Genomic DNA, 26,608 nt, shown 5'->3' with positions numbered 1-26,608 from the left:
TAATTAGAAATGAAAGCACAGCAATTTGTAGTAATCGGCTTAGGTCGCTTCGGTTCAAGCCTGGCGCTTGAGCTGATGGAAATGGGCTACGAGGTGCTCGGCATTGACCACCATGAAGAACGCGTGGAGGAAATGAGCGATCAGCTGACGCATACGGTAGTAGCAGATGCTACAGATGAGGGAATTATGCGCTCGCTTGGTGTACGGAACTTTGATTGTGGGATTGTTGCGATTGGTGACAATATGGAGAGAAGCATTCTGGCGGCCATTTTGTTGAAGGAGATTGGAGTCAAGCAAGTGGTGGCTAAGGCAATCTCTATCCTTCATGGCCGCGCACTGTCGCGGCTGGGGGTTGATCGGGTTATTTTTCCGGAGCGGGATATGGGGATTCGTGTGGCACATCAGCTGGTGACGCCCAATTTGCTGGATTATATTGAACTGTCCAAGGATTATAAAATTGTCGAGCTGACCGTACCGTCCTGCATGAACGGCAGAAGCTTGTCTGATTTAAATACAAGAGCTAAATATGGCTGCAGTATTGTTGCCCTAAATAGGGAAAGCGGAATAATCGTCGCTCCAACTGCCCATGATTATTTAAGTGAAGGCGATGTTATGGTACTCATTGGTCCTAATGAAAGTATTGACCGTTTTGAGAGTGAAGTTGTGAACCAAGAATCATAGGAAAAGAAGCTGACTCAAAAGTAGTGAATTCTACTTGGGGGCAGCTTCTTTTTTATGGAGTAAAGAGTAGGAAACGTATTGGATTTTAATATGCCATATGACTATGGACCATGCGTAGTGTTCTATAATGTTGGTTTGGTCGGTGCGCGACTTGCTAGGTGTGGTTATCGTACGGCTTGCAATTAGATGATTTGTGGTATCTGTGACGGTGAAATATGTGTGGCGTAAAGCGATATGTGTTCTTTGTTTGTGCGATGTACAGAGTGGGTTTTAAACTAGTTGGGGAAAAACTCCCTGAAAATAGCCGCTATTCGCTCTAAATGAACGACATTAGGGAATTCCTCCCTAATAAACAGAGGGATTCCTTTATTAGTTACTGAATCGGCCGAAAATTAGGGAAGTTTTCCCTAATTTTAAGTCTGCTGAACAGAAATCTCTGAACTTCAGGGAGAAATTCCCTAATTACGCTATAAGTGCTTCACTTATTGCCTCATTTGGAGATCACTAGGTGCGCCCCCTGATTCATTTGGTCCGGCTTTACTGCTCACGTTCTGTCAGAAACATCTCTTCGGTAACTTGCACCAGACTGCGAGCCGCCGTGCTCATGCTTCCATCGTCACGGTAGATCAGGCAGGTGGTCCGTTGAGTCTGTTCCAGCTCCTTGATATGTAAGGACACCAGCCCGCCGCCGTTCAGCAGCTCTGGACGCAGATAAGACTTTGGCAGCAACGCAGCCGCTTTGACAGTCGGAAGCAGCCGTACGATGGCTTCGAAGGAGTCAATCTCCATGCGCACATCGGGATCAATCCCGCAGCGCTGGAATAGATCGTCCGTCAGACGCCGGTACCAGGTCCCCTTTGAGAAGAGAATCATAGGCAGCCGGGATAGATTATCCATGGTTAGCTTGGAAGATAAATTTAAAGGATGCTGCTCTGAGACGACTAGTCGCAGTTGATCCTCAAATAGAGAAATGCAGCGCAACCCGGGTTCTTGAATAGAGGAAGCGATCAGACCTACATCTGATTTTCCCTCACTAACTGAGGATACGATCTCATGCGTTCGGCCTGTGATCAGCTTCAGCTCTGCGGTCGGATATTTGTCCATATAAGCGTTTACCAGCGGCGGAAGCGTGGTCTGCAGGGAGGTAAGACTAGCCCCCAAGGTGACAAGCCTTGGCTCCCCCTCTTTGAATTTGGAAAGAGCCTCCAGAAACTTCGAACGCTGCTGCCGTTGTTCAAGCGCATAGGAATAAGTGAGACGCCCAACCTCGGTTAACTCCAGTCGTTTGCCATAACGATTAAACAGTGCGACCCCCAGACGTTCCTCGAGTTTAGAAATTTTGCGAGACAAGGCGGGCTGGGATAGATTGAGCTGGCGTGAGGCCCGGTTTAAGCTGGAATGTTCCACAACTGCTGCAAAAACATCTAAATCGTCAAACATAATTGAGTTCCTCTCCTAATGCGATGTACGATCAGTAGTGATGAAATTCATAGCCGTAAGAGTAACTGTTCTTATTACATAAGGAAAATCAGGTTATGTCGGAAAATGTTGTTTTGCTAAATGAGAATTATTATCATATAAAATCTATTCTTATGCGTTTATTGTATAACGTTTAATAATTAGATTGCAATTCCCTTATAAGCGAAAAAAGAGTAACATGAAAAGTGACACAAGATATTCACATTTTGTGAAAAATAAAACTAAGTCCGGTAAACTCTAGGATAACGGTAAATTAAGGAATTATGTCATTGGATTGTCAACGTTATCCTGTGTCAAATGTAGTTCCGGCGGTGAATACCCATTAATGAAAACGCTGTTTTAATCGGAAAGGGGTTACTTTGTATGAAAGGATTTTATTCCAGAAAGATTCATTCCTTGCTAGGCGTTATCCCACTTGGAGCCTTCTTCATTGAGCACATGATGACGAATTTTGCGGCTGTAGAGGGTGGCGCTTCCGGTTTCACTGACAGCGTGTTATGGCTGAACAGCCTGCCGCTCGTCTTCTTCCTGGAATTGTTCGGTATATGGCTTCCTCTGCTGTACCATGGGGTATACGGACTTTATATTGCGTATCAATCCAAGCCGAACTTGAACCGTTTCAACATTGAAAGAAACTGGCGTTATACCCTGCAACGGATTACAGGTATTGTTACCTTCATCTTTATCGTCTGGCACTTGTTCCAAACACGGGTTCAGGTGGCGGTGGGTAATGTGGAGCACGAAGAATTAGGCGGTCTGATGCATGATATCGTGACTCAGCCACTTCTGCTGACACTGTATATTATCGGTATCGTTGCTGCATGCTTCCACTTCTCGAACGGTCTCTGGTCTTTCTTGATCAGCTGGGGAATTACCGTAGGTCCACGTGCACAGCGGGTATCTTCTTACCTCTGTCTTGGCATATTTGTATTAGTAACTTTCATGTTCCTGATTTCGCTGGTTACTTTCCGTGACAGTGAATTTCAAACCGCAGCAACCATTGCCCAGTCCATAAAGACCTTCATTTAATTTAAGAATCCTTTCTGATATTTTCGATAAAAGGAGTGAACTATCATGGCAACATCCGATATCATTATCGTGGGCGGCGGCCTGGCCGGCCTGATGGCTACCATCAAGGCAGCGGAAGCCGGTGCGCATGTCCATTTATTCTCATTAGTTCCTGTAAAAAGATCACACTCCGTATGTGCGCAAGGCGGCATCAATGGCGCTGTAAATACCAAAGGTGAGGGCGACTCCCCTTGGGAGCATTTTGACGACACCGTCTATGGCGGTGACTTTTTGGCGAATCAGCCGCCGGTTAAGGCGATGTGTGAAGCTGCGCCTGGTATCATTCACCTTATGGACCGGATGGGCGTTATGTTCAACCGCACACCGGAAGGTCTGCTCGACTTCCGTCGTTTCGGCGGAACGAAGCGGCACCGTACAGCTTTTGCCGGCGCGACTACAGGCCAACAGCTGCTGTACGCGTTGGATGAGCAGGTGCGCCGCTGGGAAGCTGAAGGTCTCGTAACTAAACGCGAGAACTGGGAGTTCCTTTCAGCTATCATCGACGACGAAGGTGTATGCCGCGGCATCAGTGCCCAGAATCTTAAGACGATGGAGATTGAGACTTTTCCTGCGGATGCTGTTATTTTAGCAAGCGGCGGGCCGGGTATTATTTTTGGCAAAACAACGAACTCCGTAATTAATACAGGGACAGCCGCAAGTGCGGTATACCAACAGGGCGTACATTATGCCAACGGAGAATTTATCCAGATTCACCCAACGGCTATTCCGGGAGATGACAAGCTCCGCCTGATGTCGGAATCGGCACGTGGCGAGGGCGGCCGTATCTGGACTTATAAAGACGGGAAGCCGTGGTATTTCCTCGAAGAAAAATATCCGTCCTACGGTAACTTGGTGCCGCGCGATATTGCTACACGTGAAATTTTTAATGTGTGTGTGGATCAAGGGCTGGGCATTAATGGCGAGAACATGGTGTATTTGGACCTCTCTCACAAGGATCCGAAAGAGCTGGACGTGAAGCTTGGCGGGATTATTGAAATTTACGAAAAATTCATGGGGGATGATCCCCGTAAAATACCAATGAAGATCTTCCCGGCTGTGCACTATTCTATGGGCGGCATGTGGGTTGATTACAATCAAATGACGAACGTTCCGGGTCTTTTTGCAGCCGGAGAATGTGAATATCAATATCACGGAGCGAACCGTCTAGGCGCCAACTCTCTGGTATCTGCTATTTACGGCGGTATGGTCGCAGGACCAAAGGCTGTTGAATACATTAAAGGCCTGAAGAAATCATCGCAGGATATCTCTTCTTCCGTATTCGATAGCTTCCACAAAAAGCAAACGGACAAATATGAGTCTCTATTGGCAATGTCAGGGACAGAGAATGCTTATGTGATCCACAAGGAACTGGGCGAATGGATGACCGCTAATATGACCGTGGTGCGGCACAATCCGAAGCTGGAAGCGACCATTGGCAAAATCAAAGAGCTTAAGGAGCGTTATCGCAAGATCAATATGAATGATGCATCGCGCTGGAATAACCAAGGTGTGGCCTTCACTCGCCAGCTCTGGAATATGCTGGAGCTGTCCGAAGCGATGACACTTGGAGCGCTTATGCGCAATGAGAGCCGTGGTGCACATTACAAACCGGAATTCCCGAATCGTAATGATGAGGAGTTCCTGAAGACCACAAAAGCAGCCTGGACTGCAGAGGGTCCACAAATCTCCTACGACGAAGTGGATGTCTCGCTGATTCCTCCACGGGTACGCGATTATTCGAAGGATTAATGCTTTCCAGTAACAGAATAGCTTGCGAGGCAAGCTTCATGAAATAAAATCAGGCAATTTTAGGAGGGAACCATTATGGCGGAAACAGCTGCAGCTCCCAAAAACGTAAAGTTTATCATCACCCGCCAGGACGATCCACAAAGTTCATCGTATGTCGAGGAATTTGAACTTCCTTATCGTCCAGGTATGAATGTGATCAGTGCTTTGATGGAAATTCAGCGTAACCCTGTGAATGCCAAAGGTGACAGCACAGTTCCCGTATGCTGGGATTCCAACTGTTTAGAAGAAGTGTGCGGAGCTTGCTCCATGGTGATTAATGGCAAACCCCGCCAAGCCTGCGCTGCACTTATAGACAATCTGGAGCAGCCTGTACGCATTGAGCCTATGAAGACATTTCCGGTGGTGCGTGACTTAGTCATTGACCGTACCCGGATGTTCAATGCGCTAAAACGGGTGAAAGCATGGATACCGATTGACGGTACGTACGATCTTGGACCGGGACCGCGGATGCCGGAGAAAAAACGGCAGTGGGCCTATGAATTATCCAAATGTATGACCTGTGGCGTATGTTTGGAGGCTTGCCCGAATGTCAACGAAAAGACGGATTTCATCGGACCGGCAGCCATTTCTCAAGTACGTCTGTTCAATGCTCATCCTACAGGTGAAATGAACGCTGACGAAAGATTGGATGCTCTGATGGAGGATGGCGGGATCGATGGCTGTGGTAACTCACAGAACTGTGTACGCGCTTGTCCAAAGGGGATACCTCTTACGACATCCATTGCAGAAATTAACAAGCAAACAACGAAGCATATGTTCAAACGTTGGTTAGGTGTGTAATTAATAGTACCGCCAAATGTTTATCTATTGAGCTATCCTCAAAGTGGATTCCATTCGCTGGGGGGTAGCTTTTTTTATGTTGTTATGACTCTCTTATCTGCTTGTGGCGGGAAAGTCTTGCAGGGCTGGAGCAGGTTCAGAACATTGACCAATTTATGCTATAATATCCATTGTTAACGTAATGTTAGCTGTGGAACAAGGAGGAATAATCGTGATTTGTCGGGAGCAAGATGGAGCAATTGTAATGGTTAAGCAGCATGATCACGGGAAACTTGCCGGAGAGCTGGCCATTGGGTTCAAAGAGCAGCATGTGCCAACTGAAGGACGCCGGGAAGAGGTACTGTGGGCAGTAGCACAGCATGATAGGGGCTGGATTGATCTGGATGAGACCCCTTTCTGGAATGATGCGGAGCAAGCACCCTACACCTTTATTGATTTTCCTGTAGTGCCTAAGTTGACCTTTTATAAGCGTGGATTAGATGAGATCGAGGAACACACACCGTACGGAGCGTTGCTGTGCAGCTTGCATTTTGAGCGGCTTATTAAGATTGCGGGACTCGATTATCCAGAACTAACGTTATATCAAGAACATGAAGAGGAACGCAGAGCACGTATCCATCGGGAACTTGAAGCTACCAAGCCTATTGGGGAAGATGAGCTGTATTATGATGCCCGCCTTTTAGAATTCTGCGATGATCTGTCCTTGTATTTGGCCTTAAATGAGCCAGGGTGTCCGAAATCAGAGGAGCATCCATGGTGGCGTGAAGGGTTCTCAGGTACTGAAGATTTCAGTTTTACGTCAGGTCGTGTTATCACAGCGGAGTGGCAGGATAAGTCAACGTTAATGCTTGAACCGTTTCCTTTTGAAAAAACGCTGGAAGTAGCATTTATGCTGAGACGAGTTGAAAAATCAGAAATCGCAAAAAAAGGGATTGCACGCGCTTACAGCGAAACTCCGGAAGAAGAATGCCGGATTGTTCTAACTGCCCGGAATAATATATAAGTTATTATTTGGACCATCTGTTTTTCGGGGAAAAGGTAAAGAAAGGAGAATCTCCCTATGAAGATACAATCGTCTGGGGCTTCTCCCAATAAGAATGGCGATAAGATCCACAAGGACACCTCTAAGGGGCATTCTGGTGGCGAGTCTACAATTACCCGCCGGCAGTTCCTGACTCGGGGTGCGGCTGCTGTAATCGGCGCAGGATTGCTTACAAGCGGATATGCATGGCAGGGGGAGCCAAACTGGATTGAGGTCACTAAGCTGGACTTGCGCTTCAAGGAGCTTCCTTCCGCTTTTTCAGGGATGAAGCTTGTTCATTTCAGTGATACGCATCTCGGATTTAATAAGGATGCCAGGGATCTGGCCCGGCTCGCTAAACATATAAGTAAAGCTGAACCGGATCTTATTTGCTTCACGGGTGACATTGTGGACAGCGATCCTGAGGATCTTGTTGAAGCCGTACCGGTGCTGGCAGCGTTAAGTGCGCCATTGGGTAAATTTGCGATATTAGGCAATCATGATTACAAGAATACCCAGCTGGTTACCGAGCTGCTGGAGTCTGCGGGCTTCCGGGTGCTAAGGAATAAATCCTACCTTCTAAAAAGAGGCGGGGCAGTCATGGCGGTTACGGGTCTGGATGATCTGTTACACGGTAAACCCGACCCAGCGAAAGCAATTACTGGTGTTCCTGAAGGAACCTTTAACGTTCTTTTGATGCATGAGCCGGATTATGCGGATACCGCACAGGCCTATTCATTTGATCTACAGCTTTCCGGGCACAGTCATGGCGGACAAATTCGCCTGCCCTTTATAGGTGCGCCATTTACACCTTATGGATCTCTTAAATACATAAATGGATTGTATTATACAGAAGACAAAGCCATGCCTGTGTATGTGAATAGAGGGTTTGGAGAGACATACATGCCTTTTCGGTTATTGTGTAGGCCAGAATTAACGGTTCTGACGCTGCATCGGTCCATGAGCTGATTAGGCTGGAATTTTAGCTGCACGGAAGGGGAGAGAAGATGAGCACCTATGGAGCAGTGTTGTTAGAGACACAACATGGTTTAGCGGTAGATCTGAGGCTGATCATGCCTGAGGATGTTTTAGCTTTGCGGCAGCTGCTCTCCCATCCAGATGTGCAGCGCCATATTCTAGTACGCTCCGGCCCTGGATCAGTATCTGCCCAGGTGGAGAAGCTGGTAAACCGGATGTTATTTGCCTTCGATCCTTGTGCGCTGCATGCCGGGATCTATTTAAAGGGGCAGCAGCGGTTAATCGGTATAGTGGCTTTGCAGAATTGGAACCGCCGTGAGGGCACAGCTACCTTAGGATATATGCTGGACCCGGCATGGTGGGGATGCGGGCTGGCGACGGAGGCCGTGGGTTTGTTTTTGAACTATAGTGTTCATACCCTTGGGATAACAAGGATCGAAGGACGCTGCACAGGAGATAATATTAGATCGGAACGTGTGATGCTCAAGAACGGTATGAAGCTGGAGCGGGTGATGCCCAAAGTCGGCTCCTTGGACGATGTAATGAAAGTATTCACATTGTTACACAAATGAAATAATGCCGTTATCAAACTCTAACAGTGTGCGGTTAAACTAAGTACATGACCCCCTTTTAAAAATATACTGCTTTGGGACCCGATGATTCGGGTCCATTTTTTTGTTTGAAAAGAGTAGCGTAAGTGATTGGCAGTACCGAATCCGATCGTTTATGATTAACATACTATGGAGTGGAATGACCAAGGAGGCGTAACATTTTGAATGAAGTGGTACAAACATTAAAAAATCATCGTTCTTTCCGGCAATATTCAAACCAGCCTGTGGAGCCAGAGAAGCTACAAACAATGATTGAATCGGCTCAAGCCGCACCGTCATGGGTTCATGGACAGCAGGTATCGATAATCGCCATCAAAGATCCTGCGCGTAAGCAGCAGCTTTCAGTTTTGTGCGGAAATCAGAAGCATGTAGCGGCAGCACCGGTTTTTTTGGTGTTTTGCATGGATTTTTATAGAGCTAAAGTAGCTAGTGAGCTGGAAGGCAAGTCTTTTGAAGCCGTAAAAGATGTGGATGCACTTTTGGTTGGAGCTACAGATGTGGGAATCTCATTGTCTAACGCGATTGCAGCGGCGGAATCCATGGGACTGGGCATCATTCCTATTGGAGGTGTACGCCGCAACACAGCGGGTGTGATTGAACTGCTGAAGCTGCCGGAGTACGTATTCCCTGTCGTCGGTCTCTGCGTGGGATACCCAGCGGAGGAGGTTTCTCAGAAGCCGCGGCTGCCGCTGGAAGCTATATTTCATGAGGAGCAATACAATCCGGATGTACAAGGCCTCCTGGAGGCATATAATCAAACCCACCGTGAATTCTTGCAGCAGCAGGGGATGACGGAGAGAGATTGGACCAGTACGATTGCTCATTTTTATGAGATCAACCCGGAATATGGAGATGCGAAAAGTACGCTGAAACAACAAGGTTTTAGCTGTGATAATCTGTAAATAAACAAAAAAATGCACCAAGCTGAGATTGGTTTAACGGAGGGTGAACCCTGCCCCTAAACCAATAACACTTGGTGCATTATTTAATTTCTCGCTTTAACGCTTACCGTCCTTATAGGGACGTTGAAGGCGTTTATGCTTGATTACAGAGAAACTTTGACTTTTTGGCGCTGCTTGTAATAAACCCAGTGTGTAAAGCCTATTGCTTTGAGCTGTGCAGCTACCGTATCCCGATCCTCGGCGACCCGGGAAGGCTTATGTGCATCCGAACCGAAACTAACCTCTACGCCAAAATGTAGTGCCCGCTCCAGAATATCTTCAGAGGGATACCAGCCGCCGACCAGCTTAGTTCCGCCTGAGGTATTGATTTCGATGGCCACGCCACATTCACTAATTACACGCAGACAATCGTCAATCGGCTGAGGTGCAGGAATTTCGGAAAAAGCAGGATAATTCCCCTTCATCGCATCAATATGCCCGAGTATTTGGAACATACCACTGCGTGCGGAATCAGCAATCAACCGGTAATATTCAGACTTCACGCGGATCTTCTCATTTTTGCTAAGGTTTTTCCAGCGCCCTTTGTTAAAAATGCTGATACCACCAACACTATGTACCGATCCAATCACATAATCAAAAGGGTAGGCGGATAATGTCTTGCGGTATATCTCAGCATGTTCGGGGAAGTAATCTGATTCGATGCCTAACAGGACGTCGATAACGCCTTCGTACTCTTTTTTGAGGGAGAGAACATCATCTACATAATTAGCAAATTCGGATTTAGCCATTGCGATTTTGGGAAAAGCCTGATCGGATGGATCTCCGAAATAGGGAGTATGATCGGAAATACCTATAACGCCCAATCCAGCGGCAATCCCAGCTTCGATATAATCTCTAATCGTTCCGTCAGCATGGCCACAGCGGAAATGATGGGTGTGTAAATCAAATTTCATCAAGAACATCTCCTTTAAACAAGGTTATGCAATCAGCTCAGAAGTAATCGGTTCCACTTTGTGGGTGGGATTTATTCAGACCCGATAAATTGGGTTTCTGGCATGCCTTTAAGATCGCTTAGGAACTGCCTCATAGCAGAGTTTACGTATTTTCCTGATTTCGTGATCACACCAACAGGATGCGTGACCTCCAACTCAATAATTGGCACAATTTTGAGAGTGCCGGCTCGAACCTCAGCGGTAACTGACTGCTTGGAAATAATGGCGGCGCCCAAATCGAGCTCGACCATCCGTTTCACTTCCTCGCTGCTGGTCAGCTCCATAATGACCTGAGGTTGAATGCCATGTTTGTTCAGAACCTCATCCGCAAATTTACGGCCCACTGTGTCTGGTGAGAGCAGAATGAGCGGGGTTTTGCTTAAGGCTTCTATCCCAGCGGTCTTCACTTGAGCGAGAGGGTGTCTGGGAGAGACCACCAGTTCGAAGGTATCATAATACAAAATGGAAGTAGACATGCCCGGGCTACGTCCAATTAAATAACCGATGCCGACATCAACAATGCCGTTTTCGACATGCTGATAAATTTGTGATGAGGACATAGAGGAAATTGATGTTTTGATATGGGGGAACTGGTCTTTAAAATAAGATAGAATACGCGGTAAAATTTGAATAGCGATTGAGGTAGTTGTGCCTAAAACTATATGACCTTGGGGATTTTCATCAAGATCTGCAAGCCGTTCCTTAAGTTCCTCGACAATCCTCACTATTTGTTCCGCATGCTCCAGAAAGACAGTCCCTCTATCCGTTAATGTAACAGGCTGGTTTCGGTCAACCAGCTGAGTCTTGAACTCTTCTTCAAGGCTCTTAATCTGTGCTGAAACCGCTGGTTGGGTCAGATTAAGCAGTTCTCCGGCCTTGCGAAAGCTCATCGTTTTGGAAATTGTTATTAGTGTCTCCAGCTGGCTGATGTTCATGGAATACCTCCTTTGGACCATCGAATTGGATGTGTAATTGCGTTAATATCTTACGTTCCACGTTGGCATTTGTTTAAATTATAGGAGATAATACCCGGCAGAGCAATGTTGCTGCGTAAACTATCTTGGGTTTGAATTCGACATATGCATTAATTTTTGCTGAATTGTGCCGATATATAAAGTATAATATATCCATATTGCTTGGGACTTTTGGTATATGACCAAAGCACGATAAAGGGGGAGACTAGACATTCATGAAAGCAGAAGTAATTAATCCGTTTCTAGAGTCTGCACGGACTGTTATAGAACAAGTAATTCAGGTCTCGCCTTCTACGGGGAGTTTAGGCATTAAAGAAATTGAACTGATCGATAATCATATATGGATTCAAGTAGGGATGACAGGCCAACTGAGCGGAAATATTATATTTGGTATCGCGGAGCAGGTAGCCTTGCGAATGGTATCGATTATGATGGGTGGCTTTGTGATCACCGAGATGGATGAGATGGGTCAAAGTGCGATTTCAGAGCTGAGCAATATGATCAGTGGGAATGCCAGTACCATTCTATATAATCAAGGTGTTTCGGTGGATATAAGTCCTCCTCAGATTATGAAGATGGAAAGCATGTCTTTTATGCCTCGTAAAGCGCTTAGTATTCCGTTGTTGATGGATGGGGTTGGAGAGATGGATATTCAGGTGATGATCTCTTAGGCAAGAGTTAGGAGCTGAAATACTTTTCATGGTACTCAAAGATAAGGTTGTTGTGATTACAGGAGCGTCCAGCGGCATTGGTGCATTAACGGCACAGATGCTTAGTAAAAAGGGGGCAATCCCTGTCCTGGTAGCACGTTCCGAAGCGAAGCTGAAAGAAACAGCGGCCGGTATCCCGGGCGTTTTTGGACTGTACACCTGTGACGTAACAGATGCTGAGGGTGTTCAGAAGACCTTCGCACAAATTTTGGAGGCATACGGCAGAATTGATATTTTGCTAAATAACGCAGGGTACGGCAAATTTGCTGCTTTTACGGAGATGGAGCCTCATGAATTTGACGATATGATGGATGTTAACTACATGGGGATTGTCCGGTGCACGAAGGCTGTTATTCCACATATGCTGGAGCGGGGAAGCGGCCAGATTGTAAATGTGGCTTCCATGGCAGGGAAGATAGGCACAGCCAAGTCCGTAGCCTATACGGCTACCAAACATGCTGTACTCGGATTCACAAATGCGCTCCGTCAGGAGCTGCGGAAGAGTGGAATTATCGTCTCGGCTGTGAACCCGGGGCCGATTGCCACCGATTTTTTCAAAACGGCTGACCCGTCTGGCAATTATGAGAAGAGTGTAGCCCGGATGATGATGACCCCAGAGCATGTATCTTCCAAGATCGTTAAGGTTATGGAGACCGGCAAAGAAGAGCTCGATCTTCCGGGTCTGGCAGGGTTTGGCATACGGCTTTACGGGCTGTTTCCTCGCCTGGCGGACAAGCTTACTTATAATGCGATGAACAGAAAATAGACCCTGTTGTCAGCTTTATTGGCCTTCCATTTGGTGGAGAGGCCTTTTTGGCATATAATGAAGATATTATCTCAAGCGAAAAGGATGAATTACACTTATGAATAAAGCTTCTTTTGCGGCTATCGGCATTCAGGAAGACCTCATTGCCCGGTTGTCGGAATTCGGCATTAACGCTCCATCCCCGGTACAAGAGCAGACAATACCGCTTCTACTAGAGGGAAGAGATGTTATTGCAGCTTCCCAGACTGGAACGGGTAAGACGCTGGCCTATCTATTGCCGCTGCTTCAAACGATTAATCCGGAGCAGAAGGTGGTCCAAAAGCTGGTGCTCGCTCCTACACAGGAGCTGGCGATGCAAATCTTACGCGAGGCGGAACGTTATGGTGAACAGCGCGGAATCCGAGTTATGGGTCTTATTGGCGGGGCCGCAATCAAACGCCAGATTGACAAGCTGCGTGAGCATCCACAGCTAGTTGTGGGAACACCTGGGCGGATCCGCGAGCTGATTGGACTTCGTAAATTGAAGATGCATGAAGTGAGTACTATTGTTCTGGATGAGGCGGACCAAATGTTCCAGCTTAGCGGAGCCGGCGAAGTTACAAAGATTGTCAGCAGTGCGCTGCGTTCACGCCAGCTTGTTATGCTGTCGGCAACGATCGGACCAGAGACGAAAGCGCTGGCTAATCGTGAAATGAAGAATCCGGCAGAGGTTGGGATTGCTCCAGGTGTAATGACTGCTGAAAGCTTGGAGCATCATTATGTTGTTGCTGAAGAGCGTAACAAAATGGACATGCTGCGCCGGGTGATTCGCCATTACAATCCCGATAAAGCGATTGTGTTCGTGAATGCTACAGATGATATTGCCGAGGTTGAGGCTAAGCTGAATCATCTTGGGCTTACTGCGGCAGCACTTTACGGAGATGCCGATAAGGTAACGCGCAGCAATGTATTAAAAGGTTTCCGGGAAGGCAAATTTCGTGTGCTTGTTGCCAGTGACGTAGCTGCCAGAGGACTGGATATTGAGAATCTTTCTTTGGTAGTTAGCTACGATCCGGCTTTTGATTCTGAACATTATGTACACCGTGCAGGCCGTACCGGACGGATGGGACGCCGCGGCTTATCTGTAACAATAGTTACAGAGCAACAGACCTTTATCATGCGGAAATTCGCCCGCGAATTGGATATTGCGCTTGAGGAGCGGGAGATGGTCGGTGGTAAGGTGCTTGCAGCAGATGAAGCACGCAGCGCTTTGCACAATGGACGGGGACGGAGTAATGAAGGCAGTGGGCAACGCCGTGATGGATCTGCTCCACGCAGCGGCAAGCCGCCTGTTAGCACATCTGGAGCCTTCAATGTTCAGTCGCCATCCGTTGGAGCAGGTACACCGCCTGCCAAAAGAATGGCTACGATTAACACAAGTGAAACAACAAGCGGAGAACAACAGCGCGATCCACAGCGCAGCGCGAATCCTTCTGCGGGAGCACGCGGAGATGCGACTCCTGCACGGAGCAAACGCAGCAGCAATGCGGAACGTGAGAAGAACCGTAAAAATAAAGGAGCTCCAAAGTGGTTGAAAGACAAAACTCCGAGAGGTGACGGTCAATGAATAATGCTCCCGTATTGCAAATTACGGGTCTCAGTGGTGGGTACAGCCTGAATAAGCCAGTGCTGCATGATATTGCACTTCAGGTGCAGCCTGGTGAAATGGTTGGATTGATTGGTTTAAACGGAGCAGGAAAAAGTACGACGATGAAGCATATTCTAGGATTGATGTCGCCCCATAAGGGCGATATCACCGTACAGGGCAAGACGCGTGCTGAAGATCCCGTTGGATACAATAATGCGTTGTCTTTTGTACCGGAATCGCCGCTGCTGTATGACGAAATGACGGTTCGTGAGCATGTTGAATTTACTGCCAGAGCTTATGGGGTAGATCAAAAGGATTATGAATCCCGCACCTCGCATCTTGCCAAGCTGTTCCATATGGAGGATAAGATGGACACCCTGTCGACCCATCTATCCAAAGGGATGAAACAGAAGGTTATGATCATGTGCGCTTTCGTTGCACGACCTGCGTTATATGTCATCGATGAGCCTTTTTTAGGATTGGATCCGCTAGGGATCCGCTCCTTGCTTGATTTCATGATGGATCTGAAGAACTCTGGATCGTCGATTCTGTTAAGCTCTCATATTCTTTCCACAATAGAGAATTATTGCGACCGTTTTATTGTATTGCATAAAGGTAAGGTGATTGCACAGGGCACGTTGGCGGAAATAGCGGCAACTGCCGGGCATCAGGGGCTGACTTTGGAGCAGCTGTTCTACGAGCTGGTTCAGGGAGGGAAATAATATGGATTTGAAAGAGCTGCGGCGCACGCGGCGCGGTCGATTCATGGGAAGTATGCTTCCTTATGTGGGATATATCATTCAAAGCGGCGTAGCCATGGTCTTCCTGTTCGTGTTGATCGTCTTCTCTGCTTGGTATACTTCGCTGCTACAAAATGTACCTGAAGGCATTCCCATTCGCTGGATTATGTTAGCATTACTGTTGCCTGCGACAGTGCATAGCAGCTTCCGAACCTATTTGCAGACCCCGGATACGATCTTTCTGCTGCCTCAGGGTCACCGCATGAAGGAATATTTTGCACCAACCTGGGTCAGTGGAAACGTGTGGAAGATCATTCGCTTGTTATTTGTACTGATCACCCTTTGGCCGTTGTACATACGTACAGATGATTCTCCCAAGCGACTTTTATTTACAGTGTTGATCCTGATTGCTGTGAAGCTGATCGCGAGCTATGGATTATGGAAAGAGATAGCTATGCTGTCACGTCCGATGGCAGGTGTGTATGCTTTCTTGCGCTGGGCAGTTGGAGGTTTGATTATTGCTGCTTGGTTGTGGCAGCCTGCCGGCCCGAGCCTGATATTTATGGTGTTGTTGGCAGCAGCCTATCTTGCTGCACTGTCTGTGCCCGGACGTCACGCTGTGCCATGGGAAAGACTGATCGCCATGGAAAACAATCAAGGTGCACGTGCGCTGATGGTTCTGGGCTGGTTCGTGGATGTGCCGGGCCGTGAGCAACGGGTGTATTCCCGCCGTTATCTTTCCAAATGGGGCGCTAAGCTGCCTTGGCGCAAGGATACTGCTTATCGGTATCTGCTGACCAAAAGCTTTGCCCGGGGCGATATCTTTGGAATCATTATGCGGATATCGGTGCTGGCTCTGCTGCTGAATTGGTGGAACCGTGATAGTTACTTTGGCACCGGAATTTATTTGTTCTTCCTGTTCATCATTGGTGTTCAATTGTCGGCACTCCGCAAATTGCATAGCGAGTCTTTTTGGCTGACAGTGTATCCTTTTCCTGAAGGCAGTAAGGCGGACAACACAACACAATTTGTATTCCGTGCGCATCTGGTTGTGGCATTGGTTCTTGGATTACCTTTCTTAGCTTCCATAGGTGACCGTCTGATGCCAGTGATCTTTACCTTAGCGGCAGGTATTGTGGTAGTCTTTCTGTTTAAAGGATACTTGTCCCGCAAAGCGGCACGATTAGATGACGATGATTTGTAAAGCAATTTCATAGTCACAATAAAAAGGCTGTCTCACAGTAGAGAAATTCTACGAATGAGAGAGCCTTTTTTTTGCTGGAAGCATAATTTGAGCCGGGCAAGTCCTTAAATTTGCAAAAACGGAACAGAGTATTTAAAAAATGCTGTATGTCTTTTACCAGATGGCTCCAGCATAATAAGCCTGTATCTTACAACATGTATACGCTTCCATTCATAGGTGTAGTCATCCGTACCAACAAAACAGTATTGGGGGAGGATTCAGGCGTGAAAAGAAGATTATCAATATTCATGGTGGCGCTTTTACTATCGTCCTTATTCTTGAATGTGCTTGAGGCGGGTATACCACGGGCCGCAGCGGATGCCGCAGGAGTTCCAGTGTATTATGATCCCACAAAAAGTGTGGAGGAGCGCACTGCGGATCTATTATCCCGAATGACGCTGGAAGAGAAGATTGGGCAGATGGTTCAAGCAGAAAGAGCTGCTGTCACACCTGAGGAGGTACAGAAATATGCTCTTGGCTCTGTACTCAGCGGGGGAGGCTCATTCCCTAACGGAAAAGAAAGTGACAGCACTCGCGATAACTGGAGAAGTTTGATTGATAGCTATCAGGATGGTGCATTGTCTACCAGATTAGGCATTCCGCTGCTCTATGGGGTGGATGCGGTGCATGGACATAACAATGTCAAAGGCGCGACGCTTTTTCCGCATAATATTGGTCTAGGGGCTGCTAATGATCCGGCATTGACTGAGCTTATTGGTGCAGCTGCTGCTAAGGAAGTATCCGCAACAGGAGCGAACTGGACATTTGCCCCAACGATAGCCTCCCCTCATAATGCAAGATGGGGTAGAACCTATGAAGGTTTTAGTGATAATCAGGATATTTCAGCAGAACTAGGTGCGGCTTATGTGTTTGGTCTGCAAGGACGGACTGCTGCTGCATTGGCAGGGACAGATACAATCACGGCAACTGCAAAACATTATCTAGGTGAAGGTTATACGGATAATGGTGTAAATCAAGGCAACATCACTAAATATACCGAGCAAGAGATCATGGATAAGGATTTGAAAATTTATAAAGCAGCTGTAGACGCAGGGGTGCAGACGGTTATGGCCTCCTATCACAGCATCCAAGGTCTTAAAATGCATGCCCATAAACATTTGCTGACCGATGTTTTGAAGGGTGACAAGAAAAATGGCGGACTTGGCTTTACCGGTTTCGTTATTTCAGATTATAACGCTGTGCAGCAAATCACAGTGGATAGCGAGGGCAAAGCTGTTAGCGGGTTGAAGAACCAACTGAATGTGTCCGTAAACGCCGGAGTCGATATGTTCATGATGCCGACCGTTTGGAAGGATACGATTAAGTACATCACAGAACTTGTAGGCGAAGGTAAAATCTCTACTGAGCGCATAGATGATGCGGCAGAACGTATCCTGCAGGTCAAAATCGCTTCAGGATTGTTCGAGCATCCCAAAAGCGAACCGGAGCTGTTGAGTGCTTTTGGCTCAGCAGAAAGCCGCAAATTAGCCCGCCAAGCTGTGGCGGAGTCGCTTGTTCTTTTGAAGAACGATGAGGTAAATGGAAGTCCAATTCTATCGCAATTAAGCGGGATGGATAAAATATTCGTAGCGGGTAAAAACGCTAATAATATCGGTAACCAAGCCGGCGGCTGGTCGATCACTTGGCAAGGGAAGTCAGGCAATATAACTGAAGGCACGACGATCCTCGAAGGGATAAAGGAGGCTGTTCCTGCTTCTACAACGGTCACATATAACCTTAATGGGCGTGGGGCTGCGGGTTATGATGCGGCGATCGCTGTTATCGGTGAGACACCTTACGCCGAGACCGATGGCGACCGGACCAGCTTGAATCTGGATGAGCAGGATCTGGCGACACTTGCGAATATACGTGCTGCTGATCCTAATATTCCGCTTATCGTTGTACTGGTGTCTGGACGTCCAATGACGATAGCCAGCCAATTGGAAGATTGGGATGGGCTTGTGGCAGCTTGGCTACCAGGCACAGAGGGTGCTGGAGTAGCTGATGTGTTATTTGGTACTAAGGATTTTGTAGGCAAAAATCCAATTCGTTGGCCATTCACTTTGAACAATTATCCGGCAGACAATAACAGTACTAATGTGTTGTTCAAAACGGGATATGGCTTGACCAAAAATGAGAAAACACCAAAGCTTCCAACCGCTCCTGTCGATCCGGAAGCTCCAGAGATTCCTTCTCTGCCGATTCCCGGCAAAATTGAAGCAGAGGATTTTTTGAACAAAAGCGCAGGACTGCAAACTGAAAATACGCAGGATATAGGTGGCGGTCTCAATGTCGGCTATACCTCGGCTGGCCAGTGGCTCGAATATAACGTGAATGTGGCGCAAGCAGGTACGTATCAAGCCGATTTCCGCTATTCCGTTAATAGTGGCACTACAGGCGTCAACATCAAATCAGCAGAGGGAACTAAGCTAGGAACATTAAGCGTGACCTCAACAGGTGGCTGGCAGAATTGGCAGACGAAAGCTGTAGAAAATGTTGTGTTTAAGAAGGCAGGATTGCAAAAGATCCGTCTGGAATTTACCGGTGGAGATATCAACCTGAACTGGGTAAGCTTCACTCGAACAGGTGATGTGCCTGTAGATCCATCGAATCCCGGAGATGGCGGGGAAAGCACTAAACATGTTATTAAGTCAGATGTAGTTAGCTCCTGGGTATCGAGTGAGCGAGATCCTTCCGATCGGAAGTGGTATTATGCTGACCGTTATCAAGAGGGTGATTTGAAGCTGGAAGAGCAGGCGAAGCTGGATATTGTGGTTCCCGACGTGAAGGCAGGTACAGAGATCCATATTGATCCTGACCGGAAATATCAATCTATTCTAGGGATCGGTACCTCTATGGAGGAATCGACGGTTAATAATCTGGCGAAGATGTCTGCGGCGAAGCAGGAGGAATTGCTGCGGAAAATGATTGATCCTGTATCGGGGATCGGAATGAGTATGCTCAGGTTGACGATTGGGACGGCTGACTTTACAGATAAACAATTTTATACCTACGATGATATGCCTCCAGGACAAACCGACATTAATTTGGAGAATTTCTCCATACAAAAGGATATTGACTACCATATCATCAGCACGGTTAAAAAAATTCAAAACATCAATCCGGATATTAAGTTTTTTGCCTCACCTTGGAGCCCGCCCGGTTGGATGAAGACTACAGATAGTATGATCAAAGGCCAAGTGAAGGATGAATATTTGCCTGTACTGGCCAAATATTATCTTAAATTCGTACAGGAGTACGAGAAGCTGGGAATTACCTTTGAAGGTCTGACCTTGCAGAATGAACCTTTGCTGGAAATTGAATATCCAAGCACCAAAATGCCGTGGGAGCAAGAAGCCCAGCTGGCTAAACTGCTGCGGAAGGAATTAGATGAACATGGTTTCAAAGACGTGAAGCTGTGGACATTTGATCATAATCCTGGTGACACGATGGCCTATCCAGCACAAATCCTAGGCAATCCTGAATTAGGTGCCTACGATGCGGTGGACGGAACTGCTTTTCATGATTATGGCGGTGACCTTGGTCTGATGACCCAACTCCATAATCTCTATCCTGACAAAAATGTATATTTGACCGAACGCGCAGTCTGGGGTACCTCAGGCGCAGACCGCATTGCTCAATATTTCCGTAATTGGGCCCGCAGCTATAACTCATGGGTAGCGATGCTGGACAGTGATATTGCCTCCCATCAGTGGACCGGAACGCCAGACCCAACCCCGATTGTGCAGGATTCGGGAGACCGTAACCATTACTGGCTGCTGCCAGAATATTATCTGATGGGCCAATATACAAAATTCGTTAAACCGGGGTACGTGCGGATTGATAGTGACTACGGCTCAAGCAGTACTGTAACGAACGTAGCTTTTGCTAGTCCAGATGGAAAAGAGATTGTGACGGTAGTAATCAACCAGACATCGGATCCACAGCCGTTTAAATTGCTAGTGGACGGTGCGCAAATTAGTGCTGTGCTGCCGGCGAAATCAGTGGGCACTTATAGCTGGGAACGTCTGAATGGTATACAGGCGGTGCCGGGTGTAGTGAATGCTGTTGATTTTGAAGAAGCGCAAGGGGTTTACACTGTGAATGAGCAGGGTTATATTGGCGGGTTCTCGCCAGACGCATCGTCCACCTTCGACTATGTGATTGATGTTAAAGAGAGCGGTGAATATTCACTTCAATTTAAGTATGCCGCTCAATTCAGCGATGGCGCCGGAAAATCGGTGGAGATTAGTGAAGATGGTAAGGTCATTGCTACGCTTCCAATTGTGCAGCAGACGGAGAGTCTGACCGATTTTGCAGATTATCAATCCTTGATCTCTCTGAACAAGGGCATTCACAAGCTCACCTTGAAGACGAACGGGAACGGTTATAATATCCGTTCATTAGCTTTACGCCAAGCGCCTTCCGGATCACATGAGCTTCCTGCTGTGCTTCAAGGGCAAGACTACACGACAGCTTCAGGTGTATTAGTAACGGGTGGTGCAGTGGGTTATACTGACCCCGGCGATTGGGTGAAGTACAAGATTAATGTACCTGCCAGCGGTACCTACCCACTCCTGATCTCCTATGCTACTAATCAGGATGATGCAGAGCTGGAACTGCTGACGGGAGAGGATGGAGTAACGGTAACGGCAGCTACTTATGCTTTGACGAAGACGGGGGGATGGTCCAATTGGCAAATAGCTAATGGAACGGTAACCTTGCCTGCCGGGGAGCAGACGCTGACCATGAAAGTAAATGGAGCAGGATTTCATCTGCAGTCGCTTACGATCGGCCCCGCGCTTCAATCAGAGACTGCTCTGGTAGAAGGAAATGAGGAGGGTGCAGAAGTTATCGTCAAGCTAGTAAATGACAAATATGCACCTGAACTGGACACCGCTTATTGGTCTATTGAAGGTTACGAAGGTACAGTTGTCAATAGCGTATACCGGGTGGATGATTATACAGCGAAGGTCGTATTAGCGGGTACGCGAATTATTGATTTCGACACGGATCGTATTCTTACGGTTACCGCTGATGTGTATCAGACAGAATCAAATCAGTCTTTTGACAGCGTACATGTTCTGAAATTGCCTCTTATAGTTACAGCAATCAACGACGAAGAGAGCATTAGTCTTTCTCCGAGCACGCTTCCTTATCAAGTGAACGGGAATGAATTGGTAGTCAGCCTTTCAGGAGGGACATTTAATCCTGATGCCATTCAGAGCATTTCTGTCTCGGGCCCAGGTAAGGATCAGGGGCATGTAAGTATTGGGGCAGCTGCCTTACTTGACCCTACCCATGTGAAGCTGACGCTGGCCTGGAATGATCATACCCCGTATTATAGTGATTTACAGCTTGCCGTGAATGTGCCTGCAAATGCTTATGCCGATTCAAGTGGTGGCGGCGTGCTGCGTGCGGAGGTTAAGCTCTTAGGAACAACTAGTGCTACAGCACCTATAGAAGTCACAAGCTTGAACGCACTGGATCAATTCTACCAGCTGCAAGGGATCACAGTCAGCGGCCAAGGCAGTGGAGCGAAGCTGACCGGCATTGATGCTGGAGACAGCATCGATTACTGGGTAAATGTGCCGCAGGATGGAAACTATGCTTTTACGCTTACCGTAACTTCCGCGAATGGTGCTCCTAAGGGCATTATTTATAAAACGGAGGATGGGAAGACATTAAGAACCGTTGATGTGCCGAATCTTTACTCGCAAACCGTTGGCATACGCACCGTTCTTCAATTGAAGGCGGGTGAACAGAAGCTCCGTCTGCAAGCTGGATCAGCAGGATATGAGCTCAGTGGTATTCAAATAGAACCTTATACTGAAGAAATCATGGATGGCGCTGGTTCTTTAAAGGTGGAAGCCGAGAATTATTACGATGCTGCACCCAATGGAATTCAGAGTACCATGACTGGCGGTGTGCTGGATTTTAGAAATGTAGGGTTTACCGTTGCAGGGGGTTCCATGGATTATGTCCTTGATATTACTGAAGCCGGATTTTATAAAATTGTATATCGGTATGCTACAGCACAAGGCGGGGTAAGCACTACGTTATCTGTAAAGGGTACAAAACTCTCAACAGTGCCTATGCCTACTACAGGTGGATGGTCGAATTACACGCTGGCGAGTGGTGTCGTACAACTTGCGCAAGGAAAACAGGTAGTACGGATGAGCTTCAATAATGACGGTGCCAATCTAGATTGGTTCACGCTGGAACGGACGGAAGAAGGAGAGCAGCCGATTCATTCAAAGGTTTCCTTACCCGTTTCTTCTTTGAAACCGGGAGCTTACAGCGGATTACAAACGATCAGCCTTACTACAGCGACATCAGGAGCAGAGATTCATTACACAACCGATGGGTCATTGCCTACAGCAGACAGTCCACTTTATACCGGAACTATTGACGCAGCAGGAGTCACAGTTCTTCGTACGATAGCGGTAAAAGAGGGCATGGAGAACAGTTTTGTAGCTCCATTCACGTATGTGATCAGCGGAGTGGTTGATATGAAAACGGTGTCTGCTCCGCAGGCTGATCCTGCCGGGGGAACTTATTCAGGGCAGGTTGCCGTGAAGTTAACTACAGCTACAGCTGGAGCGTCTATTCACTATACGTTGGATGGCACTGTACCTACAGCAGCCAGCGAACTTTATAGTGGAGTGATTTATGTAGGCAAGAGCAAGACGATTAAGGCGATTGCTGTAAAAGAGGGCTGGAAGCCAAGTGATATTTCCAGTTTTGAATATATTGTTTCTGCGGATAAACCTGATCCAACACCTACACCAACAGCAACGCCTGAACCAACCCCAAGTCCAACCATTGAACCGACTACTCGGCCAACGACAGCACCAACTTCCGGAAGCGGGGGTACCACAGGTGGTGGCAACAGCGGAACAACAGGGGGGAATTCAAGCGGAAATGCTGGCAGTGTAACCGGCAGCACCCTCCTTACAGCAACACCAGTGCTGAACAGTAATACCGGTGCGGCGAGAGCAAGTGTAGACCTGGAGAGCTTGAAAAAGGCTGCTACAGCAGGCTTAAGTGGAGCAACTTCAGCGGTTACTGTTGATATACCGGCAGTAGCTAAAGCTGAGGGTTATGAGCTGCAATTGCCAAACGGTATAATCTTTGCAGATGATAAGACTTCATTGGTCGTTCATACTGAATTTGGTGTGCTGGAGCTGCCAGGTAGTCTGCTGAAACAAGCGGCAAAAGAGGCAGGAACCCCTTGGGTAATTACGATAACCAAGGTGGATTCAGATTCTCGTCCAGAATTTAAACTGAGCGTAACTATCAATGGCAAGGAAGCCGTATGGAACAGTCCTGACATGCGGGTTAAGGTGTCCCTACCGTATATTCCACGATCAGAAGAACGCGGTAAAGAAGGACATATAACGATTCATAGTCTGAATCCGTTGGGGATTCTAACGGTTGTTCCAAGTGGCAGATATATCGCTGCTACAGGGATGGTTTCCTTTACAGGAATTCTCTCTGGTACGTACAGTATCACCTTTACGGAGAAGACATTCCGGGATATCGGTAAATTTGAGTGGGCCCGCAATGCGATTGAGGTGCTTGGCTCCAAAGGCATCATCAACGGAATGACAGAGGATCAATTTGTACCTCAAGCGGAAGTGAAGCGGGGAGATTTTGTGCTCCTGCTTATAAAAGCGCTTGGCTTGGAAGGCGTTAGTGCAGAAAGCTTCACAGATGTGCAGCCTGGCGATTACAGATATGAAGCGTTGGCTATAGCGAAGCAGTTGGGGATCGCCACTGGTCGTCCAGATGGAAGCTTTGATCTTAACGCTTCTGTTACGCGGCAGGAAATGATGACATTGGCTGCAAAAGCGATTGCAGCAGCCGGCAGACAGCTTCCAGCCGGCAACGGAGCTTCAATGACCCGTTTCACGGATAGCCAGCAAGTATCAGCGTTTGCACGTGACAGTGTGGCAGCACTAATACGTGCTGGCCTGATCAAGGGAGACGGCTTGCGGATTCATCCACAAGGTGTTACCACCCGTGCAGAGGCAGCGGTTTTGATCTACAACTTGTACAATCTGTAATACATCAGTTGTAAAGATACTTTAAGCTTTTGGGCTGTCGCATCCGTAGATTTTCTACGTTTGCGACAGCCTTTTTAAGGTGTGGTTTGGATCTACATTAAGCCCGCACCTCCGCCGCCGATCATAATTATCCCCTGAGGCTTACGGACCCAGTTGACGTTATTTGCAAATATACAACCTTTATCGGGGAAGTTCGGACACCAGTGGCGTTATTCCCTATGAAGAGGTTCATATTTGGGGTTTGGCATGCCAATAACGGCTTTGGGGTCCGTAAGGAAACCAAATATGGGATTATACTGCCTTTAGGGTCTGCGGTGTCCGATAGCTGCTTTTGTGCGGCAAATGTGATCTGAGGTAACGAAGGTTGGTGCGGTTGGTGCTTAGACCAAGGTGGAATTTTAAAAAAAGACGCGGACGTCACAGCAGCCATTATCATGACCTACTGGGCACCCACGTCTATTGTGAAAAAAAGGGATTGAAAATAGGAAAGAGCTTAAAGCTCTCTCCCGAGACTGTCATTAATGGTTAGACAAAAAGTGAACGGCTGATGATAACCAGCAAGATAAAGAGAACCAGGATGGCGCCAGTGCTAGTGAATGGGCCACCTCCACAACATCCATATCCGCCTCTAACTTCTTCGCTCATGTTCATTCCCCTTTCGGTGTGTGTGTTGTACTTGAGTACATCGTATTGTATGTGCGGAGAGAGGGGCGTGTATAGGCCAATGTCGGATTCGTGTACAAAAAAAATCAGCTCCGTGAAAACGGAGCTGATTGTAAGCTATATAAAGTTCAGTTAGGCTTTTTCTAAATCGCGAACACCTGCGTATACAAGATCGAAAAGATCTTCGAGCTGTTCCTCTTCGATACATGAGAAAGCAATACGTAGGTCAGTTTCACCCAAAGCAATAGTGCCTAGTCCGTAATTATGAATCAGGTGAAGCCGGAGATCTTCAGCCGCAACAGTATGCAGCTTCAGACACATAAAGTAACCGGAGTTAAAAGGATAATACGTCCATACATCCTCGCCGTATTTGCCGCTATCCAGCAGTGCTTTTACTTTATTCGCACGGCCTTTCATGATCTGGAACTTCTCTTCCTTCTGTGCTTCGAATTCCGGAGATTTCAAGGCGTCTAGTACGAAGGTCTGCGAAGGATGCGCACCGCTGGAAATGGTGGCACGGATGATGCCTAGTGTTTTTTGCTCCAATGCTGCCAGCAGGTCTTTGTCCTCCGAGGCATAAGTGATGAAACCGACACGGAAGCCCCAGACAAATTCTTCTTTGGTCGCACCGTCAATCTTGATTGGAAGCACACGAGGATGCAGATGAGCCAGTTTGCCAAACAGCGATTCTTTAAGTGAATCCTCAAAGAATAACCCGAAGTATGCATCATCACTTACAACAACAACGTTGATGCCTTCCTCAGCCGCACGAAGGATAGCTGCAACGATCTCATCGCCTTCCTTAATCCCTGGAGTATATCCGGTAGGATTGTTAGGGAAGTTCAGCAGCACAATCGCTTTGCCGCGTTCTTTTTGAGCAAGCAGCGCGTCTTCCAGACCTGCACTGTTAAACGTCATTTCTTCTGTGAACAGCGGATAGTTAACGGTCTCCCCATGGCGGCGGATTCCGAAGGTTAATTCGTAGTTCTCCCAGTTCTTGTCCGGGTAGATAATCGCGTCACCTGGCTCTGCGAAGAGGTCAGCGACAATGCTAAGCCCGTGAGTCAGGGCATTGGTTACAACGGGATTGCTGATGGTTTTACCTTCTAGCGATGGATTTTCGCGCAGCATCTTTTCACGCCATACAGTACGCAGCTCTGGTTTACCTGCCGGAGGGGCGTAACTATAAAGATCCTTAGGACTGTAAGCGGAGAGTTTATCCTGAATGACGCCGAGGTGCATAGGTACGCCACCTTCAGTAGCAATACCGATGGTTGCGTTGTATTTCTTGGCGTGAGCTCCTGCTTCAGCGGATTGGCTCAGGATGCCCTCTTTTGGGAAGTAAATCTCTTTGCCAAGCGTAGAGAGCATATCATACACATGTTCATTTCCTGCTTTGATACTTTCGTTTAATTGTCCAGCTAGTGGATTCATCAGTTTCATCCTTCCAGGGTTCTTTGGGGATAACATACTGTTAACATTGCCTAACATTATA

19 protein-coding genes are annotated in these 26,608 nt (G+C 47.4%); 14 read left to right on the top strand and 5 right to left on the bottom strand.

From position 1 onward, the window contains the following. Window positions 1–9 precede the first annotated feature (9 nt). Entirely contained in the window at window positions 10–681 is a 672-nt protein-coding gene (locus tag NST40_RS26035; protein WP_036679808.1) for a TrkA family potassium uptake protein, read from the top strand. A 537-nt stretch (window positions 682–1,218) separates the two neighbouring features. On the opposite strand, the gene NST40_RS26030 is transcribed toward NST40_RS26035, so the two are convergent. Beyond that, on the bottom strand, window positions 1,219–2,121 hold the full coding sequence (locus NST40_RS26030; RefSeq protein ID WP_036679806.1) for a LysR family transcriptional regulator: 903 nt from the start codon (window positions 2,119–2,121) through the stop codon (window positions 1,219–1,221). 402 nt (window positions 2,122–2,523) lie between these two features. Between NST40_RS26030 and NST40_RS26025 the strand changes: the two genes are divergently transcribed. The 7 genes from NST40_RS26025 (at window position 2,524) to NST40_RS25995 (ending at window position 9,329) form a co-directional block, all read left to right on the top strand. After that, on the top strand, window positions 2,524–3,189 hold the full coding sequence (locus NST40_RS26025; protein WP_036679804.1) for a succinate dehydrogenase cytochrome b558 subunit: 666 nt from the start codon (window positions 2,524–2,526) through the stop codon (window positions 3,187–3,189). A 45-nt stretch (window positions 3,190–3,234) separates the two neighbouring features. Continuing rightward, a complete protein-coding gene (sdhA, locus tag NST40_RS26020; protein WP_076127961.1) occupies window positions 3,235–4,977 on the top strand; it encodes a succinate dehydrogenase flavoprotein subunit in 1,743 nt (580 codons plus the stop codon). 75 nt (window positions 4,978–5,052) lie between these two features. Next, entirely contained in the window at window positions 5,053–5,817 is a 765-nt protein-coding gene (gene sdhB / locus NST40_RS26015) for a succinate dehydrogenase iron-sulfur subunit (protein WP_036679800.1), read from the top strand. Between the two features lie 211 nt (window positions 5,818–6,028). Next, complete coding sequence (locus NST40_RS26010; RefSeq protein ID WP_342410131.1) at window positions 6,029–6,820, top strand: DUF3891 family protein; 792 nt, start codon at window positions 6,029–6,031, stop codon at window positions 6,818–6,820. Window positions 6,821–6,877: 57 nt separating this feature from the next. Further along, on the top strand, window positions 6,878–7,807 hold the full coding sequence (locus NST40_RS26005; protein WP_081392550.1) for a metallophosphoesterase: 930 nt from the start codon (window positions 6,878–6,880) through the stop codon (window positions 7,805–7,807). Between the two features lie 38 nt (window positions 7,808–7,845). Continuing rightward, window positions 7,846–8,388 carry a GNAT family N-acetyltransferase gene (locus NST40_RS26000; protein ID WP_076184756.1) on the top strand — a complete coding sequence of 181 codons (543 nt, stop codon included), beginning with the start codon at window positions 7,846–7,848 and terminating at the stop codon, window positions 8,386–8,388. Between the two features lie 209 nt (window positions 8,389–8,597). Next, the gene (locus NST40_RS25995) at window positions 8,598–9,329 is read left to right on the top strand and encodes an NADPH-dependent oxidoreductase (protein ID WP_254857065.1); all 732 of its coding nucleotides are present in this window, start codon (window positions 8,598–8,600) and stop codon (window positions 9,327–9,329) included. 143 nt (window positions 9,330–9,472) lie between these two features. On the opposite strand, the gene NST40_RS25990 is transcribed toward NST40_RS25995, so the two are convergent. Together NST40_RS25990 and NST40_RS25985 are read right to left on the bottom strand one after the other, a co-directional pair. Beyond that, the gene (locus NST40_RS25990) at window positions 9,473–10,282 is read right to left on the bottom strand and encodes a histidinol-phosphatase (protein ID WP_076277566.1); all 810 of its coding nucleotides are present in this window, start codon (window positions 10,280–10,282) and stop codon (window positions 9,473–9,475) included. 71 nt (window positions 10,283–10,353) lie between these two features. Beyond that, window positions 10,354–11,256 (bottom strand): LysR family transcriptional regulator, encoded by a 903-nt coding sequence (locus NST40_RS25985; protein WP_038573173.1) that lies wholly within the window; start codon window positions 11,254–11,256, stop codon window positions 10,354–10,356. 254 nt (window positions 11,257–11,510) lie between these two features. Between NST40_RS25985 and NST40_RS25980 the strand changes: the two genes are divergently transcribed. From NST40_RS25980 to NST40_RS25955, 6 genes are all read left to right on the top strand, one after another. Continuing rightward, the gene (locus tag NST40_RS25980; RefSeq protein WP_036679793.1) at window positions 11,511–11,966 is read left to right on the top strand and encodes a chemotaxis protein CheX; all 456 of its coding nucleotides are present in this window, start codon (window positions 11,511–11,513) and stop codon (window positions 11,964–11,966) included. A 28-nt stretch (window positions 11,967–11,994) separates the two neighbouring features. Further along, the gene (locus NST40_RS25975; protein ID WP_076141978.1) at window positions 11,995–12,771 is read left to right on the top strand and encodes an SDR family oxidoreductase; all 777 of its coding nucleotides are present in this window, start codon (window positions 11,995–11,997) and stop codon (window positions 12,769–12,771) included. 97 nt (window positions 12,772–12,868) lie between these two features. Then, entirely contained in the window at window positions 12,869–14,377 is a 1,509-nt protein-coding gene (locus NST40_RS25970; protein WP_076212745.1) for a DEAD/DEAH box helicase, read from the top strand. Then, window positions 14,374–15,120: an ABC transporter ATP-binding protein gene (locus NST40_RS25965; protein WP_036679788.1), complete on the top strand. Its 747-nt coding sequence runs from the start codon at window positions 14,374–14,376 to the stop codon at window positions 15,118–15,120. Before NST40_RS25970 ends, NST40_RS25965 begins: the two co-directional genes overlap by 4 nt. Before the next feature lies 1 nt (window position 15,121). Continuing rightward, complete coding sequence (locus NST40_RS25960; protein ID WP_342410130.1) at window positions 15,122–16,342, top strand: ABC transporter permease; 1,221 nt, start codon at window positions 15,122–15,124, stop codon at window positions 16,340–16,342. Between the two features lie 263 nt (window positions 16,343–16,605). Beyond that, window positions 16,606–24,450: a glycoside hydrolase family 3 N-terminal domain-containing protein gene (locus NST40_RS25955; RefSeq protein WP_342410129.1), complete on the top strand. Its 7,845-nt coding sequence runs from the start codon at window positions 16,606–16,608 to the stop codon at window positions 24,448–24,450. A gap of 525 nt (window positions 24,451–24,975) precedes the next feature. On the opposite strand, the gene NST40_RS25950 is transcribed toward NST40_RS25955, so the two are convergent. Both NST40_RS25950 and NST40_RS25945 read right to left on the bottom strand, forming a co-directional pair. Beyond that, entirely contained in the window at window positions 24,976–25,095 is a 120-nt protein-coding gene (locus tag NST40_RS25950; protein ID WP_212592220.1) for a YjcZ family sporulation protein, read from the bottom strand. A 150-nt stretch (window positions 25,096–25,245) separates the two neighbouring features. Beyond that, window positions 25,246–26,547, bottom strand: coding sequence for an aminotransferase class I/II-fold pyridoxal phosphate-dependent enzyme (locus NST40_RS25945; RefSeq protein WP_036679816.1), 1,302 nt, complete (start codon window positions 26,545–26,547; stop codon window positions 25,246–25,248). Window positions 26,548–26,608 lie beyond the last annotated feature (61 nt).

This window comes from Paenibacillus sp. FSL R10-2778, assembly GCF_038593035.1.
Lineage (GTDB): Bacteria > Bacillota > Bacilli > Paenibacillales > Paenibacillaceae > Paenibacillus_AQ > Paenibacillus_AQ odorifer.
This window is presented reverse-complemented; position numbering and strand designations above follow the sequence as displayed.

Bases quoted from the DNA above. Each gene is read 5' to 3' on its own strand.
- NST40_RS26030 (WP_036679806.1), bottom strand. From the start codon at position 2,121: ATGTTTGACGATTTAGATGTTTTTGCAGCAGTTGTGGAACATTCCAGC.
- NST40_RS25975 (WP_076141978.1), top strand. From the start codon at position 11,995: ATGGTACTCAAAGATAAGGTTGTTGTGATTACAGGAGCGTCCAGCGGC.
- NST40_RS25980 (WP_036679793.1), top strand. From the start codon at position 11,511: ATGAAAGCAGAAGTAATTAATCCGTTTCTAGAGTCTGCACGGACTGTT.
- sdhA (WP_076127961.1), top strand. From the start codon at position 3,235: ATGGCAACATCCGATATCATTATCGTGGGCGGCGGCCTGGCCGGCCTG.
- NST40_RS25990 (WP_076277566.1), bottom strand. From the start codon at position 10,282: ATGAAATTTGATTTACACACCCATCATTTCCGCTGTGGCCATGCTGAC.
- NST40_RS26025 (WP_036679804.1), top strand. From the start codon at position 2,524: ATGAAAGGATTTTATTCCAGAAAGATTCATTCCTTGCTAGGCGTTATC.
- NST40_RS25950 (WP_212592220.1), bottom strand. From the start codon at position 25,095: ATGAGCGAAGAAGTTAGAGGCGGATATGGATGTTGTGGAGGTGGCCCA.
- NST40_RS25985 (WP_038573173.1), bottom strand. From the start codon at position 11,256: ATGAACATCAGCCAGCTGGAGACACTAATAACAATTTCCAAAACGATG.
- NST40_RS26005 (WP_081392550.1), top strand. From the start codon at position 6,878: ATGAAGATACAATCGTCTGGGGCTTCTCCCAATAAGAATGGCGATAAG.
- NST40_RS26000 (WP_076184756.1), top strand. From the start codon at position 7,846: ATGAGCACCTATGGAGCAGTGTTGTTAGAGACACAACATGGTTTAGCG.
- NST40_RS25970 (WP_076212745.1), top strand. From the start codon at position 12,869: ATGAATAAAGCTTCTTTTGCGGCTATCGGCATTCAGGAAGACCTCATT.
- NST40_RS25945 (WP_036679816.1), bottom strand. From the start codon at position 26,547: ATGAATCCACTAGCTGGACAATTAAACGAAAGTATCAAAGCAGGAAAT.
- NST40_RS26035 (WP_036679808.1), top strand. From the start codon at position 10: ATGAAAGCACAGCAATTTGTAGTAATCGGCTTAGGTCGCTTCGGTTCA.
- sdhB (WP_036679800.1), top strand. From the start codon at position 5,053: ATGGCGGAAACAGCTGCAGCTCCCAAAAACGTAAAGTTTATCATCACC.
- NST40_RS25965 (WP_036679788.1), top strand. From the start codon at position 14,374: ATGAATAATGCTCCCGTATTGCAAATTACGGGTCTCAGTGGTGGGTAC.
- NST40_RS25960 (WP_342410130.1), top strand. From the start codon at position 15,122: ATGGATTTGAAAGAGCTGCGGCGCACGCGGCGCGGTCGATTCATGGGA.